15 protein-coding genes are annotated in these 17369 nt (G+C 66.5%); 2 read left to right on the top strand and 13 right to left on the bottom strand.

The features are described from left to right. Positions 1 to 95: 95 nt before the first annotated feature. Both PCK14_RS07420 and PCK14_RS07415 read right to left on the bottom strand, forming a co-directional pair. Positions 96 to 1004, bottom strand: a complete 909-nt coding sequence (locus PCK14_RS07420) for a hypothetical protein (protein ID WP_269937817.1) — start codon at positions 1002 to 1004, stop codon at positions 96 to 98. Next, positions 1001 to 4324 carry a DUF5107 domain-containing protein gene (locus PCK14_RS07415; protein ID WP_269937816.1) on the bottom strand — a complete coding sequence of 1108 codons (3324 nt, stop codon included), beginning with the start codon at positions 4322 to 4324 and terminating at the stop codon, positions 1001 to 1003. The genes PCK14_RS07420 and PCK14_RS07415 overlap by 4 nt, the downstream gene beginning before the upstream one ends. Positions 4325 to 4416: 92 nt before the next feature. Here PCK14_RS07415 and PCK14_RS07410 point away from each other — a divergent pair, with 92 nt between their 5' ends. Next, a complete protein-coding gene (locus PCK14_RS07410; RefSeq protein WP_269937815.1) occupies positions 4417 to 5283 on the top strand; it encodes an AraC family transcriptional regulator in 867 nt (288 codons plus the stop codon). A gap of 20 nt (positions 5284 to 5303) precedes the next feature. Here the strand turns inward: PCK14_RS07410 and PCK14_RS07405 are convergent, their stop codons facing one another. Then, entirely contained in the window at positions 5304 to 6302 is a 999-nt protein-coding gene (locus PCK14_RS07405; RefSeq protein ID WP_269937814.1) for a LacI family DNA-binding transcriptional regulator, read from the bottom strand. A 282-nt stretch (positions 6303 to 6584) separates the two neighbouring features. Here PCK14_RS07405 and manD point away from each other — a divergent pair, with 282 nt between their 5' ends. Then, entirely contained in the window at positions 6585 to 7817 is a 1233-nt protein-coding gene (manD, locus tag PCK14_RS07400; RefSeq protein ID WP_269937813.1) for a D-mannonate dehydratase ManD, read from the top strand. 88 nt (positions 7818 to 7905) lie between these two features. On the opposite strand, the gene PCK14_RS07395 is transcribed toward manD, so the two are convergent. From PCK14_RS07395 to PCK14_RS07350, 10 genes are all read right to left on the bottom strand, one after another. Then, a complete protein-coding gene (locus tag PCK14_RS07395; protein ID WP_269937812.1) occupies positions 7906 to 8073 on the bottom strand; it encodes a hypothetical protein in 168 nt (55 codons plus the stop codon). A gap of 27 nt (positions 8074 to 8100) precedes the next feature. After that, positions 8101 to 8583 carry a GntR family transcriptional regulator gene (locus PCK14_RS07390; RefSeq protein ID WP_269937811.1) on the bottom strand — a complete coding sequence of 161 codons (483 nt, stop codon included), beginning with the start codon at positions 8581 to 8583 and terminating at the stop codon, positions 8101 to 8103. Beyond that, a complete protein-coding gene (locus tag PCK14_RS07385; protein ID WP_269937810.1) occupies positions 8583 to 9485 on the bottom strand; it encodes an amidohydrolase family protein in 903 nt (300 codons plus the stop codon). Before PCK14_RS07385 ends, PCK14_RS07390 begins: the two co-directional genes overlap by 1 nt. Next, a complete protein-coding gene (locus PCK14_RS07380; protein ID WP_269937809.1) occupies positions 9486 to 10457 on the bottom strand; it encodes an aldo/keto reductase in 972 nt (323 codons plus the stop codon). 269 nt (positions 10458 to 10726) lie between these two features. Next, positions 10727 to 11233 carry an amino-acid N-acetyltransferase gene (locus PCK14_RS07375; protein ID WP_269937808.1) on the bottom strand — a complete coding sequence of 169 codons (507 nt, stop codon included), beginning with the start codon at positions 11231 to 11233 and terminating at the stop codon, positions 10727 to 10729. A gap of 110 nt (positions 11234 to 11343) precedes the next feature. Then, positions 11344 to 13833, bottom strand: coding sequence for an ATP-dependent Clp protease ATP-binding subunit (locus PCK14_RS07370; RefSeq protein WP_269937807.1), 2490 nt, complete (start codon positions 13831 to 13833; stop codon positions 11344 to 11346). A gap of 197 nt (positions 13834 to 14030) precedes the next feature. Further along, a complete protein-coding gene (locus tag PCK14_RS07365; protein ID WP_269937806.1) occupies positions 14031 to 14363 on the bottom strand; it encodes a histone-like nucleoid-structuring protein Lsr2 in 333 nt (110 codons plus the stop codon). Between the two features lie 96 nt (positions 14364 to 14459). Next, positions 14460 to 14612 (bottom strand): hypothetical protein, encoded by a 153-nt coding sequence (locus PCK14_RS07360; protein WP_269937805.1) that lies wholly within the window; start codon positions 14610 to 14612, stop codon positions 14460 to 14462. 13 nt (positions 14613 to 14625) lie between these two features. Further along, the gene (gene lysS / locus PCK14_RS07355; RefSeq protein WP_269937872.1) at positions 14626 to 16074 is read right to left on the bottom strand and encodes a lysine--tRNA ligase; all 1449 of its coding nucleotides are present in this window, start codon (positions 16072 to 16074) and stop codon (positions 14626 to 14628) included. Positions 16075 to 16174: 100 nt separating this feature from the next. After that, positions 16175 to 17188 (bottom strand): LacI family DNA-binding transcriptional regulator, encoded by a 1014-nt coding sequence (locus PCK14_RS07350; protein WP_269937871.1) that lies wholly within the window; start codon positions 17186 to 17188, stop codon positions 16175 to 16177. Positions 17189 to 17369 lie beyond the last annotated feature (181 nt).

Here is a 17369-nt window from a genome sequence, read left to right as displayed (position 1 = left end):
CGATTCACACAGCTTGGGTGGCGGCCGGCATCATTGCGGCCACGCCTTGAACACTACCCGCGGGAACTGGTGGTTGGTAGGGAAGCACGCCGGAGCTAGGCGCACTGGCGGGGTGCGCCGAATTGGGGCGCGGAAACGACCGTCTCAGACAGGTGAAGCTCCCACTCGAGGGGCTGCCCCTGCGAAACCGCCAGCACCCGTTGCTGCCGCTCGGCGGCGGAGAGTCGCTCACCCCATCCCGTGGAAGGTTCGACGGCGAGCACGGGTTCGGCGGCAAACTCGCCGTTGTCCCAGAACAGTCCCAGGTACGGCAGTTGCGTGGAGTCCCAGTCGAGGCGCAGCGAACGGCCCGTGGGCAAGCTGAGGACGGCCGCGTCGGCACGGATGTCCGGGTCCACGAAGGCCTTCAACGAGGTGCCGGCCGGCATGGTGGCGTGGCGCGGACGGGCGGCGAAGTCGAGAGCCTGCTCCTCCCCCGGATACATTTCGGTGAGCTCGGGGGCAATGCGGACACCGCCCGACTCCAGGGCAACATCCACCCCCGGTCCGGCGGCAAATTGCGGGTGGGCGCACCAGAGGAACGGAAGTGGGTCGCGGGATGTGGTGGTGGCCCGGTAGTGGAATCGCAGACCCCGTTCCGTCGCGTTGATGGTCCGGTCAAGGGTGACGGGCATACTGGGCAAGTCCACCGAAACGGCGAGTTCGCCCGGGCCAGCATGGTCCACACGCCACGGCATGTTCCAGACGTCGCCGTGGTCAGGCAGTGCCGGCAGCCGGGTGCCGCTGGGGGCTTCCGCGTCGGGGTCCGCCTGCACCGTGGGTGCCACCTCATCCCAGCCGCCCATGCCCGGGCGGACAAACGGCAGGCCCGTGCCGGCGGCGGGTGTGCGTTCACTCGCCGCCAGCCACTCCCAGCCGTCCGCCCCCTGCAGGCTCACAATGCGGGCACCCCGGTCCGGCTGCACTTCGCAGCGCAGTCCAGGGCCACCCACAAATACACTCACGCAGTGACACCACTGAGCATGGCCAGCTGTTCGCGCAATTCGGCGACCGTGCGGTCCCGCCCGTCCTGCGGATCTTCCGTGAACAGGAGCATGGTGGGCAGTGAGGTGGCGAAGAAGTCAATCCCTGCCGGGGTCGCGGCGAGCTCCGCAACGTATTCGGCAATACCCGAGACGAGCTGCCCGACTTCTTCCTCCCGGCCCAGCTTGCGCAGGGCCTTGGCTGAGTAGCAGCTCTGGTTGCTGTAGCTCTGCACGTTCATGGCCTGGAAGTCGCTGCGGATCGAGGCCGCCTGCTCCCATGCGCTGGCAGCCTCCGCGTCCCGGCCGAGGGCTGCGAGCGCATTTCCCCGCAATAGCTGGATCCGGGCCGAGTTGGCCAGCGGATGCCGTGCCTCGCCCAGTGAGCCGGGGCTGGCGAGCGCCGAGTCCACCCAGGCGAGGGCAGCAGCGGCGTCCTCGGCGTCCAGCGCATCCTCGGCAAGGGCAATGTTGGCGGCGTCCCAAGCCCCGAGGGACTGGCCCTCGCCGCCTTCCCAGGGCTGGAACTGCCGGGACAGGAGCCAGCCGCGGGCTTCCGCGGCCCGGCCGGATCCGGTCAGCAGGTTGGCGTAGACGACGCTGAGGTCGTCGCGTTCCCCGGCAAGTTCCAGGTGCGCTTCGAGCCGTTCGAGGCGGGATTGCTCCGTGGCGCCGAGGCGGGCGGCAAGCTGGTCGTATTCGTACAACAACTTGGCGTCCGCCGGCGCCAGTTCGCGGGCCCTGCCGTAGGCTGCGAGCGCCGCTTCGCCGTCGCCCTGGACGTTGTGTGCCGCGATGGCGAGGTTGCGCAGCACGATCACGAGCGAGGCGCGGTCCTGGCCACCTTCCCCGGAGGCAGCGGAAAGGGAGGACTCGGCCGACTTCCAGAAGGCCACTGCCTCCGCGTAGCGGCGCTTGTCGTAGTGCCAGTTGCCCAGCAGCATCGCTGCCAGGGGGTCGCCGGCGTCGTGCTTGAGCGCGTTTTCCAGCGCGGCAACGTCTGCCGTGCGGGAGGGCTGGCACAGGGTGCGGTCCACGGTCCGGGCCAATGCGCGGGCCAGGGCCGCGTCCTCGGAGCGGCCCTCGGCTTCCAGCACGGCTGCCCGGTGGTACTGCACCAGCGGGGCCACCTGGATCTGGCCGAGTGCATTGTTTTCGGCAGCCGTGGCGGCCAGCTCCAGGACGCGCAGGGCATCGCCGGCGAACCCGGCACTGGAGTATTCAATGGCGACATCGAGCAGGGTGGGGGCATCAGCGGTCAGGGGCAGGCCGGCGAGGTCGCGGGCCCACTGGTCCAGCGGGTCCAGCGCCAGGGTTGCGGCAATGCGGGAGTTGGCCTCGGCGGGCTTGTCCTGGGCGCGCAGCACCGTGGCCAGGAGGTCGGCGGCCTGGAGGTGGGCGCCGTCGAGCACCAGAACCTCACGCAAATCGGCGGCGGCAGCGGCGTACTGGCCGGCCCGGGCCTTCAGGCGGGCCAGGGCCAGGCGGGCGGGCACACGCCAGGCAGAGTTCCAGCTGGCCTTGGCCAGGTGGCGCCCGGCCTCGATGTCACGCCCCGTGCGGGTCAGCACAATGCCGAGCCGGTAGTGCGCCTCGCCGTCGGCCGGGTTGGAAGCGTGGGCCACCATGCGGGCAATCGCGGTGCGCAGCAGCTGTTCGGCCGTGGTGTGGTCGCCGGCCCAGGTGGCACGTTCGGCCAGGGCAATGTTGCAGCGCACCTCGCCGGGGTCGCGGCGCAGGGCCTCACGCCAGTAGGGTTCCGGCAGCCGAATGGCATGGCGGTACTGGCGCAGGTACTGGCCAATGAAGAACAGCTCGTCCACGGATTCCACGTCTTCGGGAGCGGGCGGCTCGGTGGCGGCGTCGGCTACCTCGCCCCCGGTGTTCGTTCCCTCGCGCATTTGCCAGCGGATCAGCTCGGTGGCGCCCTGGCGGACGGTCAACACGAGCTCGGTCAGCTTGGGTGCCGTTTCCAGCGTGAGCGTGTGCAGCAGCTGGGTGCCCGGTGCCAGGTCCACGGCCTGGGCATGGAGCGGCTGGCCGCCGGCCGTGTGCAGTTCCACGAGGCAGCCGGGCAGCTTCTCCGCTGCGGAAATGCCGAAGGTGGCGTCATGTCCGTCCACATCCAGGCGCACGGCAAGCTGGGTGGTGGCCTGGTGGGCCGGGCCGATCTGGTGGATGGGGTACCAGAACTGGCTGAAGGTCTTGGTCTCGCCGGGTGCGAGGAAGGAGAAGTCGGGTTGGTTGTCGGTGAAGACGCCGGCCATGAGCTCAATGTAGGGGCCGTCGCCATCGGTCAGCGCCGCGTCCCAGGCATGCCCGAACGGGGCATCGCCCCACGTCCAGAGCTTCTTGCCCGGTGCGTAGTGCCTGTCGGCCCAATGCACGAACCCGGCGCCGCGTCCGTGGTCGTAGCCGCCAAAGAAGTCGTCCTCGGTCTTGGTGACCATGTATGAGGTGGGCACGGGGATGTTCCGGTACCAGTCCAGCCCGTCACCGTCGGGCACCTCCGCCGTGCGCTGGGCGCTGTAGTCCACGCCGTAGTACGTCTCGCCGGCGGCCGGGGCCGGGTAGCTGGCCGTTGCCCGCTTGGCGTGGTCGGCCACTTGGTCCACGTCGGTGGGGAAGAATGCCTGGTAGTTTTCATCCACGGCCGCGGCAACGTTGGCCCACCACAGGAACGTCTGGGTCTCCTCCGTGCGGTTGTACAGGCGCACGCGCGCCTCAATCGCGGCGCTGTCCGGGCGAAGCCGGATGCCGTGCATGCCCTTCATGCGGGTGAAAGGGTCGTGGTCGGAGCACCAGACGGTCACGGCGCCGTCGTCCTCGTGCTCAATCTCGAAGTCGGTGGGAAGGAACGTGGCCGGGCGGTGGTGCTGGGGCCAGTTGAATTCGACGCCGCCGGAGATCCACGGCCCCGTCAGGCCCACAAGGGCCGGCTTGATCACGTTGTTGCGGTAGAAGAAGTCGTAGCCGGCCACCTTGTCGTAGCCAATGTGGATGCGCCCGCCAAGTTCTGGCAGGACCACCACGCGCAGCCATTCATTCTCGAGGTGGACGGCCGTCCAGGCGTGGGGTGCCTTGTCCTGGCTGACGCGCTCGTGGAACGGCATGGGAAACACCCGGCCCGTGGAGCCCTGGTAGACGCGCTGCTCGAAAAAGGCGGGCAGGCTGTCCGGCGCCAGCGGCATGTACGTGTCGATGACAAGCGGCTCGGCCCAGCACGCCACGGCCTCGGCGCTCTGGGCGGCAGGCACGGGGGGAAGGACGATTCGCGACGGGCTGGATGTTTCAGTGGTCATAAAACTAGGCTAAATGTTCGAAAGGCTGACTGGAATGGTGGTTCCAACGGGAAAACTGGACAAAACAATTATCCGCAGGTGATTCTGGTGGCATGCGCATAGCAGAAGGATTCCCGGGGCAGCGGCTGCGCGTCCTCCCCCGCCCCATGGCGCAGCAGGCGTTGCAACGGCCCGGCACACGGGCGCTGCTCGTGACCGATTGCGGCTATTTCCCGCAGGCCCGCGCGCACGGCCGGGTGCGCACGGAGCCGATCGCGCAGGCCGTGGTGCTGCTGTGCACCGAGGGCCGCGGCTGGTGCACGGTGGACGGCGTGGACCAAGCAGTCCGGGCGGGGCAGGCGGTGGTCATTCCACCGGGCGTGCCGCACGCCTACGGCAGCGACCCGGACGATCCATGGACGCTGTGGTGGATGCACTTGGACGGACAGGAGCTGCCTGCCTTGCTCGAGGTGGGCAGCGCCGTGGGGCCCGACACGGTGCGCACGCCGGCCAAGCTCTTCCGTGCGGTGGCCTTGCTCGAAGAGGTGGTTGAACTCATGGAGCGTGAACTGAGCCCGGCAACCCTGTTTGCTGCATCCGCGGCCGCGTGGCATTTCCTGGCCACGCTGGCGGATGCGGCGCCGCCGCAGGGATCACACAGTGACGTGGTTGGGCGCGCCAAGGACCGGCTGCAGCGCAACCTGGCCGATGGCACCAGCGTGGCGGCGCTGGCCGCCGAGGCGCGGCTGAGTCCATCCCACTTTGCCACGCTGTTCCGCAAGCAGGTGGGCCTGCCGGTCCTGCAATTCCAGACCCAGCTGCGCATGGCGCGGGCCCGGGAGTTGCTGGACACCACGGACCTTGCCGTCTCCGCGATTGCGGCCCAGGTGGGCTACCCCGACGCCTTCTACTTCTCCCGGCAGTTCCGCTCAATCCATGGCACCACACCGCTGCGTTACCGCTCGCAAAGCAAGGGTTGAGCGGGAGGCGGCCCAACCATTCACACCGCGGCGGTGCGCTCCGGGGCGGGCCCCGTGGACGGGCGGATGATTAGTTCGGCACCCAGATCCGGCGCGGCACCGGCCTCGCGGCCCAGCACGGCATCCAGGAGCAGGTCCACGCTGGCGCGGCCCATGTGCACGCGCGGACAGTCCACAGTGGTCAGCCCCGGCCACGCCATGGCCGCGGCGGGGATGTTGTCGAAGCCGGTCACGCTCATGTCGGCGGGCACATTGGCGCCGCGCTGCCGCAGCCGCTCGAGCAGGCCCACGGCCATGAGGTCATTGAAGGCGATCGTTGCCGTTGCCCGGCTGGCCAGGGCGAGGTCGCCGGCCTGCATCCCACCCGAGTACGACGGCGGGAAGTTGCCCAGGTCCACGAGCTCAAGTTCCGCGTTGGCGGCCAGGATGTGGGCGAGGGCATCCGCGCGCACCTTGTTGGTCCAGGATGTGGCCGGCCCGCCGGCGTAGGCGATGCTGCGGTGCCCCAGGGCAACAAGGTGGCCCACGAGCTGGCGCATCCCGCCTGCGTTGTCCCCGGAGATTGAGGGCAGCCCGTCCACGTTCCTGTTGACCAGGACCACCCGGATGTCCCGTGAAAGGCTGCGGATGGTGGCGTCGGTGCCGCGCACCGAGCACAGGATGATGCCGTCAACCTGCTGGGCGAGGGTGCGCGCAATCTCCGCCTCAAGCCCGGCGTCTTCGTCGGAGTCGGCGATCAGGACGTTGTAGCCCTGGGCCCGTGCACGCTCCTGGACTCCCTTGGCGACCGAGCCGAAGTAGGGGTTCTCCAAGTCCGGAACCACCAGGCCAATGCTGCCTGTTTGACCCGAGCTGAGACCGCGGGCGGCAGTGTTGGGGCGGTAGCCAAGTTCGCGGGCAGCCTTGACCACGTGCAGTCGGGTCTCCTCGGCCACCTGTTCGGGCTTGGACAGGGCCCGCGAGACAGTTGCAATCGACACGCCCGCCGCCTTGGCCACATCCCTGATCGTCACAGCCATGGCCACACCGCTCTCCATTCATCCGGCGCCACATGAGCGCGCACATTCATTCTGCAAACGTTTACAGTCTAGCGTCAAGGATCATCGCGCAAAGGCAGGAAATTATTGCACCACACTCCCGAAGAGGAGCCGATTTGTGCTTATATTGTGAGGAAGATCGCGCGCGATGAAACAATCCCGTCAACTCACCACGCATGTAACAGTATCGCATTTTGTTACATCCAGGACCGGGGGAAGCCATCCACGCCTGCTGCAGTCCATTCAATGAGGAAAGAGAAGCCCGTGAGCATTATTGAAAGCGTCGAGGTGCTCGTCACGAGCCCGGGACGCAACTTTGTCACCCTGAAGATCACCACCTCCGACGGCGTGACCGGTCTGGGCGATGCCACGCTGAACGGCCGTGAGCTGTCGGTGGCCGCCTACTTGAAGGAGCACGTTGTCCCGCTGCTCATTGGGCGCGACTCACGGAACATCGAGGACACCTGGCAGTACCTGTACCGCGGAGCGTACTGGCGCCGCGGCCCCGTGACCATGGCGGCCATAGCCGCCGTCGACATGTGCCTGTGGGACATCAAGGGCAAGGTCACAGGCCAGCCCCTGTACCAACTGCTCGGCGGCGCCTCGCGCAAGGGTGCACTGGCCTACGGCCATGCGTCCGGATCCGACCTGCCCTCGCTCTTCACCTCGATCCAGAACCACCTGGACCAGGGCTTCAAGGCCATCCGCATCCAGACCAGCGTCCCGGGCCTGGGCCAGGTGTATGGTGTGGCCAGCGACCAGCGCCCCGGCGAACGCTACGACTACGAGCCGGCCAAGCGCACGGCGGTTCCCACTGAGGAGGCGTGGGACAGCGAGGCGTACCTGAACCACATACCGGAGGTCTTCGCCGCAGTCCGTGAGAAGTTTGGCCCGTCGCTGCCGCTCCTGCACGACGCCCACCACCGCCTGACCCCGAACCAGGCCGCCATCTTGGGCAAGTCGCTGGAGCCCTACAAGCTGTTCTGGCTGGAGGACTGCACGCCCGGCGAAAACCAGGAGGCGCTGCGACGGGTCCGTTCCCAGACCACCACTCCACTGGCCATTGGCGAGGTCTTCAACACCGTCTATGACTACCAGACGCTCATCACCGAGCAGCTCATCGACTACGTGCGCAGCGCCGTGACCCACACGGGCGGTGTCACCGCACTGAAGAAGATCATTGACTTCGCGGCGGTCTACCAGATCAAGTCAGGCTTCCACGGACCCACCGACATCTCCCCCGTGGGCATGGCAGCACAGCTCCACCTGGGCATCGCGATCCACAACTTCGGCATCCAGGAGTACATGAAACACTCCGCGGACACGCTTGAGGTGTTCCAGACCAGCTACACCTTCGAGAACGGCCTGCTGCACCCGGGTGACAACCCGGGCCTGGGCGTGGAGTACAACGAGGAGCTCGCTGCCGGCTTCGAGTACACGCCCGCTTACCTGCCGGTGAACCGGCTCCAGTTGGACGGGACCATGCACGACTGGTGATTCGCAACAGCGCAAAGGGGCCGGCCCGCATGGGCCGGCCCCTTTGCGCTGGGCGGTGTTTGGCACCGCCAGGCTGCGGGCGCCGCAGCTAGTCTAGGCGCGGCTTGCAGCCTTCCGGGTCCAGGGCGTGTCCGGCCGCGTGGGCCCGGAACGTACGTTCCGCGGCGGCGGGGTCGCCGTCCAGGGCTTCCAGCAGCACCTTGTGGGAATCTGCCGCGGCGTGCCAGTCGCCTTCGAAGTTCGGGTCGGAAAGCACGTGCAGCGAACGCAGGCTCGGTTCGATTTACTCCCACATGCGCGGCAGGTACACGTTCCCGCTCAGCTCAACCACGGTGCGGTGGAACAGCAGGTCCAGGTCACGGAAGCCGGCAATGTCACCCGCGGCGGCGGCGTCGTGCATCTTCCCGATGACGCCGTCGAGCGTCCTGCGGGCCTGGGCACCCACCTTGCCGCAGGCCAGGGAGGCGGCAAGGCCCTCCAGCGCGACGCGCACGGTCCGGGCCTGTTCCGCCTCGTCCTGGCTGAAGGCCGTGACAAAACTGCCGCGGTGCGGGACGTGCGTGACCACGCCTTCATGGATGAGGCGCTTGAGTGCTTCCCGGACGGGTGCCTGGCTGATGTTCAGCTCGCGGGCCAACTGGGATTCCACCAGCTGGGATCCGGGCTCGAAGGTGCCGTCGCGGATGGAGGCCTTGATCAGTGCGTAGACCTGGTCGGACAGCAGTCCCCGGTCAAGGCTCATGGAGCCGTATTTTGTCTCGCCCATCAATTCAACCTCTTCATTGCTGCTGGTGGTGTGGGCATGGCAGCCGGTTCCGCGTCCGGAATTCCGTAGCAGGCCCGGGCAGTCCCGCCCCGAATGCTTGCCAGCTCCGTCTCCGTGCAGGAGGACAGTTCGGCCTCCACCCGGGCAAGCACCCCGGCGTAGTCAAGGCCCGTCCGGATGGACATGGGCCAGTCGCTGCCAAGCATGAGCCTGTCCGCACTAAAGGACGCCAAGGCGGCGCGCACAATCCGTGCGGGGGCATCCGCACGCTGTGTGTCCCCCTCAACCGAAAGTATGCCGGACAGCTTGGCGTGGACATTGCCGTGCCGGGCCGTGCGTTCAAGTTGCGCCTCCCAGCCGGCCTCGATGGGGTCCTGCCCGATCCCCACGTGGCACAGGACCACGGAAAGCTCGGGGAAGCGCCCGGCCAGGCGTGCCACGGCGGGCAGCTGGGACGGGCGGAGCAACAGTTCAAGCACCAGGCCGTTCGCGGCCAGGCCGGTGCACAAGGCGTCGATGCCAGGCATTGCGTCAAGGTCGTCGCCGGCGCCGCTGGCCGGGATGCGGATGCCGGCAACCGGCCCGCCCTGTGCCAGGGACTGTTGCACCGCCTCGTGGACTGCGCCGGCCCACGCACCGGGAACGTCACTGGGGGCGTACTGGAGCACCACGGCCCGGATGGCCGGGAAGGCTGCCGCCTGCCCGAGCAGCCAGTTCGCCTCCACCAGGGATTCGCCGGCCTGCACGCAAATGACCCCGTCGGCCAGGGGCGAGGCAATGTCGGCGTAGCTGTACCGCTGCGCCAGCTCGGGCACCTCGGTGAGCCACGGCAGCGCGAAAACCTCCGTGTCCCACAGGTGCACGTGCGCATCGACAATGCCCACGGCGTCATCCCACGCCATTCACTGCCCGTCCCACGTCTGGCCCTGCGGCGAGAGGCCGCCGGCCGGCAGGAGGCCCGCCGCTTCCAGGTCCAGCCACAGCTGCGCCGGGATGTGCTTGTGCCAGGCGTCCACATTCCTGCCCAGCTGTTCGACGTCGGTCACGCCCACCAGCACGGAGGTGCTTGCGGGGTGGGCCGCTCCAAATGCCTGGGCCACATCTGCCAGGGCCAGGCCGTGGCGCGCGGCGACGGTCTGCATGGCGCGCGCCTTCTCCAGCAGGTCCGCCGCGGCGGGGCGGTAGGCGAACGTTGCCGCATCGGAGGGGTCGGCCAGGATCCCGGAGTTGAACACACCGCCCACCACCACGCCCACCCCTCGTTCCAGGCATGCGGGGAACAGCTCCGCCGCTGCACTGGCATCCAGCAGCGAATAGCGCCCCGCGATGAGGATGACGTCCAGGTCAAAGTTGCGCACAAACTCCAGAGGCAGCTGCCACTGGTTCATGCCCACACCCACGGCACCAATGACGCCTTCGTCCCGCAGCTCCAGCAGGGTGGGGATGGCCGTGGCGCTGGCCTCGCCGGCGTGGTCGTCGGGGTCGTGGACGTAGACAATGTCCACATGGTCGCGCTGCAGGCGCCCGAGGGAGGACTCAAGGCTGCGCAGCACGCCGTCGCGTGAGAAGTCGTAGTGCCATGCGCCGGTGGCGGGGTCCACAATGCGACCCACCTTGGTGGAAATGGTGATGTCCGGGTTTCCGCCGATTTCCGACAGGGCAGCGCCCAGGGCAAGTTCAGCCTGACCGATCTCGTAGAAGGGCGCGGTGTCGAAGTAGCTCACCCCCATCTCGATTGCGGCCGCAACCACGCGCGTGGCCTCGGCCTGGTCGTCGCGGTTGTTCAGCTTGGCCGTGCCCAGGCCCAGCCGGCTGAGCGGGGTGCGGGATGCCCCCACCCGGGCTCGCTCGATGGTGCGTCTAGTCGGTGACATTGGAAGGCCCATCTGCGAACCACTGCCGGCACCCGGCCTGGCCCGGCGCGTTGGGCGGCTGGCAGCCGCGAGGGGCCCCGGCGTGGGGGAAGCTCTTCATCGATTCAGTCCTTCTGGTGAGGTGTGGTGAACCGACTTTATGAAAATCGATAATCGATCGCAAATGCTGCCCGCCATGCAGCCAATTGTTCGTTCATGTGACGCGCAGCAGCTGGAAATGACCGGTATGGGACCCCGGGCAGCAGCATCCCGTTGCCGCCCCATCCGGCCTACAGGTGGCGGATCATGCGGGTGTTGCCCAGGGTGTTGGGCTTGACCCGGGCCAGGTCCAGGAACTCCGCCACGCCTTCATCGGCGGAACGCAGCAGTTCCGAGTAGACCACCGGGTCAACGGCCCCCTGGTCGGCCATGACCTCAAAGCCGTGGCCCAGGAAGAAGTCCACCTCAAAGGTCAGGCAGAAGACCCGGCTGACACCCAGTGCGCGGGCCCGGTCCAGGAGCTGTTCAACCAGGGTGTGGCCAATGCCCTTGCCGCGCCACGCATCCGCCGTGGCCAGGGTCCGGATCTCGGCCAGGTCCTCCCACATGACGTGCAGGGCACCACAGCCCACCACTTCGCCGTCGATCTCGGCGATGAGGAACTCCTGGATGCCTTCGAAGTAGGTGACCGACTCCTTGGAAATCAGGATGCGCCGCTCCGCCAGTGGCGCCACCAGTTCCTTGATGGCGTAGACGTCTTGGGTGCGGGCGGGGCGGATTGCAAGGGCTGAAGTCACCAGATCAGTCTAAGACTCCGGGCAGCACAAAAAAGATTCCAAACCGGCCGGCACACGCAAAGGGCGCACAACCTCTTGGTTGTGCGCCCTTTGTGAACCGCGAATGCGGACTATGCAGATGCCGTGATGGCGTCCGGAATGGTCGGCTTGGCCGTGCCCACAAACGTGAACTTGGCGTCGTCGCCCTCTCCTTCGACGTCCACCGAGATGATGTCCCCGGTGTTCAGCTCGCCGAACAGGATCTTCTCGGACAGGTGGTCCTCGATCTCGCGCTGGATGGTGCGTCGCAGCGGGCGGGCACCCATGGCGGGGTCGTAGCCGCGGGTGGCCAGCAGGATCTTGGCAGCGGGCGTGAGCTCAATGCCCATGCCCTTGTCTGCCAGGCGGGACTCGAGGCGTGCAACCATGAGGTCCACGATCTCGATGATCTCGTCCTGGGTCAGCTGCGGGAAGACCACAACATCGTCAACACGGTTGAGGAACTCGGGGCGGAAGTGCTGCTTGAGTTCCTCGGTGACCCGGGCGCGCATGCGGTTGTAGCCGGTCTGCTTGTCCGATACCGACTGGAAGCCGGTGGCGATCGACTTGGAGATGTCACGCGTTCCCAAGTTGGTGGTCATGATGATGATGGTGTTCTTGAAGTCCACCACGCGGCCCTGGCTGTCGGTCAGGCGGCCGTCTTCGAGGATCTGCAGCAGCGAGTTGAAGAGGTCGGCGTGCGCCTTTTCAACCTCGTCGAACAGGACCACGGAGAACGGGCGGCGGCGGACCTTTTCGGTCAGCTGCCCGCCTTCCTCGTAGCCGACATATCCGGGAGGGGCGCCGAACAGGCGGGACACGGTGTGCTTCTCCGAGTATTCGGACATGTCCAGCGTGATGAGCGCGTCCTCGTCGCCGAACAGGAACTCCGCCAGCGCCTTGGCCAGCTCGGTCTTGCCGACGCCGGTGGGGCCGGCGAAGATGAACGAGCCGCCGGGGCGCTTGGGATCCTTGAGCCCGGAACGGGTCCGTCGGATGGCCTGGGAGATCGACTTGATGGCGTCGTTCTGGCCAACCACACGCTTGTGCAGCTCATCTTCCATCTTCAGCAGGCGCGTGGACTCGGCCTCAGTCAGCTTGAAGACGGGGATGCCGGTGGAGTTGGCGAGGACCTCGGCGATGAGTTCTTCATCAACCTCGGAAATCTCATCGAGTCCGCCGGACTTCCACAGGCGTTCCTTTTCGGCACGTGCGCTGATGAGCTTCTGCTCATCGTCGCGCAGCGAGGCGGCACCCTCGAAGTCCTGGGCGTCAATGGCGTCTTCCTTGCGCTTCTTGACCGCGGCGATTTCGCCGTCCATGGCCTTGAGCTCCGGCGGAGCCGTCATGCGGCGGATGCGCAGCCGGGCGCCGGCCTCGTCGATCAGGTCGATCGCCTTGTCCGGCAGGAAGCGGTCGGAGATGTACCGGTCGGCTAGCGTGGCGGCGGCGCTCAGGGCGCCGTCGGTGATGGAGACGCGGTGGTGTGCCTCGTAGCGGTCGCGCAGGCCCTTGAGGATCTCAATGGTGTGCGGAACCGAGGGCTCCTGGACCTGGATGGGCTGGAAACGGCGTTCCAGGGCGGCATCCTTTTCGATGTGCTTGCGGTACTCATCGAGCGTGGTGGCGCCGATGGTCTGCAGCTCGCCGCGGGCCAGCATGGGCTTGAGGATCGAGGCAGCATCAATCGCGCCTTCGGCGGCACCGGCACCCACAAGGGTGTGGATCTCGTCGATGAACAGGATGATGTCGCCGCGGGTGCGGATTTCCTTGAGGACCTTCTTCAGGCGTTCCTCAAAGTCGCCGCGGTAGCGCGAACCTGCAACCAGTGAGCCAAGGTCCAGCGTGTAAAGCTGCTTGTCCTTGATGGTTTCCGGCACGTCGCCGCGCACGATCGCCTGGGCCAGGCCCTCGACGACGGCGGTCTTGCCCACGCCGGGCTCACCGATCAGGACAGGGTTGTTCTTGGTGCGGCGGGAGAGGACCTGCATGACGCGTTCCATCTCGTGCTCGCGCCCGATGACCGGGTCAAGCTTGTTTTCGCGCGCGGCCTGGGTCAGGTTGCGGCCAAACTGGTCCAGGACCACCGAGCCTGCCGGCTGGCCTTCGGGCTGCTGGCCGCCGCTGGCGACGGGTTCCTTGCCCTGGTAGCCGGAGAGCAGCTGGATGACCTGCTGGCGGACACGGCCTAGGTCGGCACCGAGCTTCACCAGCACCTGTGCTGCAACGCCTTCGCCTTCACGGATCAGCCCGAGCAGGATGTGCTCGGTGCCAATGTAGTTGTGGCCAAGCTGCAGCGCCTCGCGCAGCGAAAGTTCCAGGACTTTCTTGGCGCGCGGGGTGAAGGGAATGTGCCCGCTGGGCGCCTGCTGCCCCTGTCCAATGATTTCCTGGACTTGTTCACGGACCCCGTCAAGGGAAATGTTCAAGGACTCCAGGGCCTTGGCGGCAACACCTTCACCCTCGTGGATGAGGCCGAGCAGAATGTGCTCAGTGCCAATGTAGTTGTGGTTGAGCATGCGGGCCTCTTCTTGGGCCAGCACAACAACACGTCGGGCTCGATCGGTAAATCGCTCAAACATTTTCGCCACACTCCTTTTACTGCGTACTTTGATGCTACGCAGTGCCGGCCACTTGTGGTGGCTTGTTCGCCACAGGGGAAATAGCAACTTTCAAAGAGGTCCCATTGGGGCACCCCGTTAAAGCACGACGGCGGGACCACCTTTTGTGGTGGTCCCGCCGGTGTGCGGGGCGTTTGGGCGCCCCAACCAGGTATTGCCTAGCCCTGCGCCGCGTTGTATGCGTCGCGAATTTCGGCCTGGATGCGGCCGCGCTCGTGCACCGTGTAGCCGTTGTCGCGGGCCCATGCCCGGATCTGGGCCACGTCGCTGGCACTCTTGGGCGCGGCTGCGGGGCCACGTCCACGGACGGCACGGCCGCCTACGCGGCGCCCGGCGCCAATGTACGTTGCCAGCGCGTCGCGCAGGGCCTGTGCATTGTCGGCGGAAAGGTCAATCTCATAATTGATTCCATCGAGGCCGAACGTGACATTCTCATCGGCCGGGCTCTGGTCAATGTCGTCAACAAGCGTGACGTGGATTTTCTGTGCCATGGGTCGTAATCGCCTCACATAGATTTGATGAATACTTCATGACAATTATGTGGCCAAAATTGAACCGCGTCAAAGAAAGATTGACTAAATCTTCATTTACTGGCCGGCGTCGCCGTTCGAATCCGCATCGCGTTCTGCCTTTGCCAGCGCATCACGTTCCGACCTGTCGGCATTGAATATAGCCTTCATGGCGAAGTAGAAAAGCGCCCCAACACCCAAAGAAGGCAGGATAACTGCAACATATTCCATAACCGTTCCGCTCCTACTCTGGCTTCATCAAGGGGAAGAGAATGGCTTCGCGAATGCCCGTCCCGGTAAAGAGCATGACCAGCCGGTCAATGCCCAGGCCAAGCCCGCCCATGGGCGGTGCACCGTATTCCAGGGCGCGCAGGAAGTCCTCATCGAGCTGCATGGCCTCGGGGTCGCCAGCCGCTGCGGCCAGGGACTGCTGGGTCAGGCGGTCGCGCTGGATGACCGGGTCAATGAGTTCCGAGAATGCGGTGCCTGTTTCGCGTCCGTCAATAATAAGGTCCCACGCCTCAATAAGGTCCGGCTTGTCGCGGTGCTGTCGGGCCAGCGGCTGGGCCGACGGCGGATAGTCGCAAACAAATGTGGGCTGGATAAGGGTGGGTTCCACAATTTCACCAAACAGCTCGGTGACCAGCTTTTCGGCATCCCAGGCGGGATCAATTCCCACCTCATGCTTTGCGGCAATGCTGCGCAATTCATCCGCAGTAGTGGCGGGCGTGATTTCAACGCCAACGGCGTCGGAAAGGCCCTTGTAGACGGGCAGCCAGGGCCATTCCCCGTCGAGATTGATCTGGCCGCGTTCGGTTTCAATTACCCGGGACCCGGTGGCGTCGGCCGCGGCAAGAATAATGCGCTGCATGGTTTTGGCCATGGTGAATTGGTCGCCGTAGGCCTCATAGGCTTCCAGCATGGTGAATTCGGGGCTGTGGGTGGAATCAACGCCCTCGTTGCGGAAAATGCGACCCACTTCAAAGACCTTGTCCATGCCGCCAACAACTGCCCGCTTGAGGTACAGCTCGATGGCGATGCGCAGGGTCATCGGCTGGTCAAAGGCGTTCAGGTGGGTGCGGAACGGGCGGGCCGAGGCGCCACCGTGGATGAGCTGGAGGATGGGTGTTTCCAGCTCGATGTACTCTTCGCCGTGCAGGGTGTCGCGGATGGCCTTGATGATGGCCGAGCGGGTGCGGACCTGCTCGCGGGCGGCGTCGCGCACGATCAGGTCGACGTAGCGCTGGCGGACGCGCATTTCCTCGGACAGTTCGGCATGCAGCACCGGCAGGGGGCGGAGCGCCTTGGATGCCATGGCCCATTCGGCGGCCATGATGGAGAGCTCGCCGGTGCGGGAGCTGATGACCTCGCCCTTGATGAACACGTGGTCGCCCAGGTCAACGAGTGACTTCCAATCTGCGAGCGCCTCCTCGCCGACGTTGGCCAGCGACAGCATGACCTGCAGGCGGGTGCCGGCACCGGACTGAAGGGTGGCAAAGCACAGCTTGCCCTTGTTGCGCACGTAGACCACGCGGCCGCTGACGCCAACAATCTCGCCCGTGGCGGTGTCGGCTTCCAGCTCGGGGTACTTGGCCCGGATTTCCTCCAGGGTGTGGGTCCGCGCCACCCCCACGGGGTACGCCTGATCGCCGCGTTCAAGCAGTTTTGCGCGCTTGTCCATCCGGACAAGCATCTGCTCGGAAACGTCGCTGGGCTCGGGGGTCAGGGTATTTTCTGCGCTCACGGTTCACTAGTTTAGTTGCTGAATCTGGGTGAACCCTCCGTGCCCCGTTTCAGCCCGCTGGGAGCCCCTGCCCGGCACCGGCCAGGACCGGGTCCACGGTGGATCCGCGGACCACCAGAGCGGCGTCCAGAGTCAGGTGCGGGGCGGCAGCCTGCTCCCCTGCCATGAGCCCGCGCAGCAGCTCCCCTGCCAGCTTGCCCATTTCCAGCGCGGGCAGCTGCACGGTGGTAAGGCCGGGGTTTGACGTCTCGGAGTAGGGCAGGTCGTCAAAGCCCGTGACGGCAAGTGCTGCCGGGACGGCAACCCCGGCCACGCGGGCTTCCTGGAGCACCCCGTAGGCGTGCGTGTCGGTGGCACACACGACGGCGGTCACCCCCTGGTGCGACCAGCCCGGCCACGCTTCGGTGAAGGCAAGCGCGGCGGCGCCGACGTCAATCGTGGCCTCGCCCTGCGCCGCGACGTCGATGCCGAGCCGGGCCGCTTCCCGGAAGAAGGCCTCTCGGCGGACACGGAAAGTTTCGGTGCCGGTGGTGCTGTCCAGATAGGCCACAGTGCGGTGTCCCTGCTGCGCCAGGTGTGCCGCGAGCATGCGGGCACCGTGGGCCACGTCGAAGTTCACCGAGGGGGCCGCGCTTTCAATGCCGGCGGCGTCCAGGAGCACCATGGGGTCGCTGACCTGCAGTTCGGCCAGGAAGCGGGCGCTGGGCGCGTCCACAAGGAGTCCGGCCGGGCGCAGGGCCAGGAGCCTGCGCACATCTGCGGATTCGGGCGTGTGGCCGGCCTCGGTGACGGAGAGGAGAAGCTGGAATTCGGGGCCGATTCCCTCCCTGACGCCGGCAATGACCTTCGCATAGAACGGGTTGGAGACGTCGGGGGCCACGAGGATCACAATGTTGCTGCGCCCCTTGGCAAGTGAGCTGCCCAGGCCGTTGACCACATAGCCCAGTTCGGTGACGGCTGCATCAACCTTGTCAATGTTGGCCTGCGAGACCCGGCCCGCTGTCTTGCCGCTGGTCACGAGCGACACCGTCGCGGCGGAGACGCCGGCGCGGGCGGCAACCATGGCCGCCGTGACGCGGCGGCCAGCACCTGCGGGCAGCTGCCCGCCCGGGGACAGCTCGCTGCTGTGCCCGGCGGTGCTTGGCGTGGGAGTTGTCGGCGGAGGCATGGATAGATCGTATCGGTGCCGTGGCCCGTGCGCCGCAGGCGCGGCACGTCAAGCGCTTGACGTGACCGACGTCAAG

The sequence above is a fragment of the Arthrobacter sp. HY1533 genome (genome assembly GCF_027568515.1).
Lineage (GTDB): Bacteria > Actinomycetota > Actinomycetes > Actinomycetales > Micrococcaceae > Specibacter.
The sequence above is the reverse complement of the archived record's forward strand: the minus strand, read 5'-3'. Positions and strand labels throughout refer to the sequence as shown.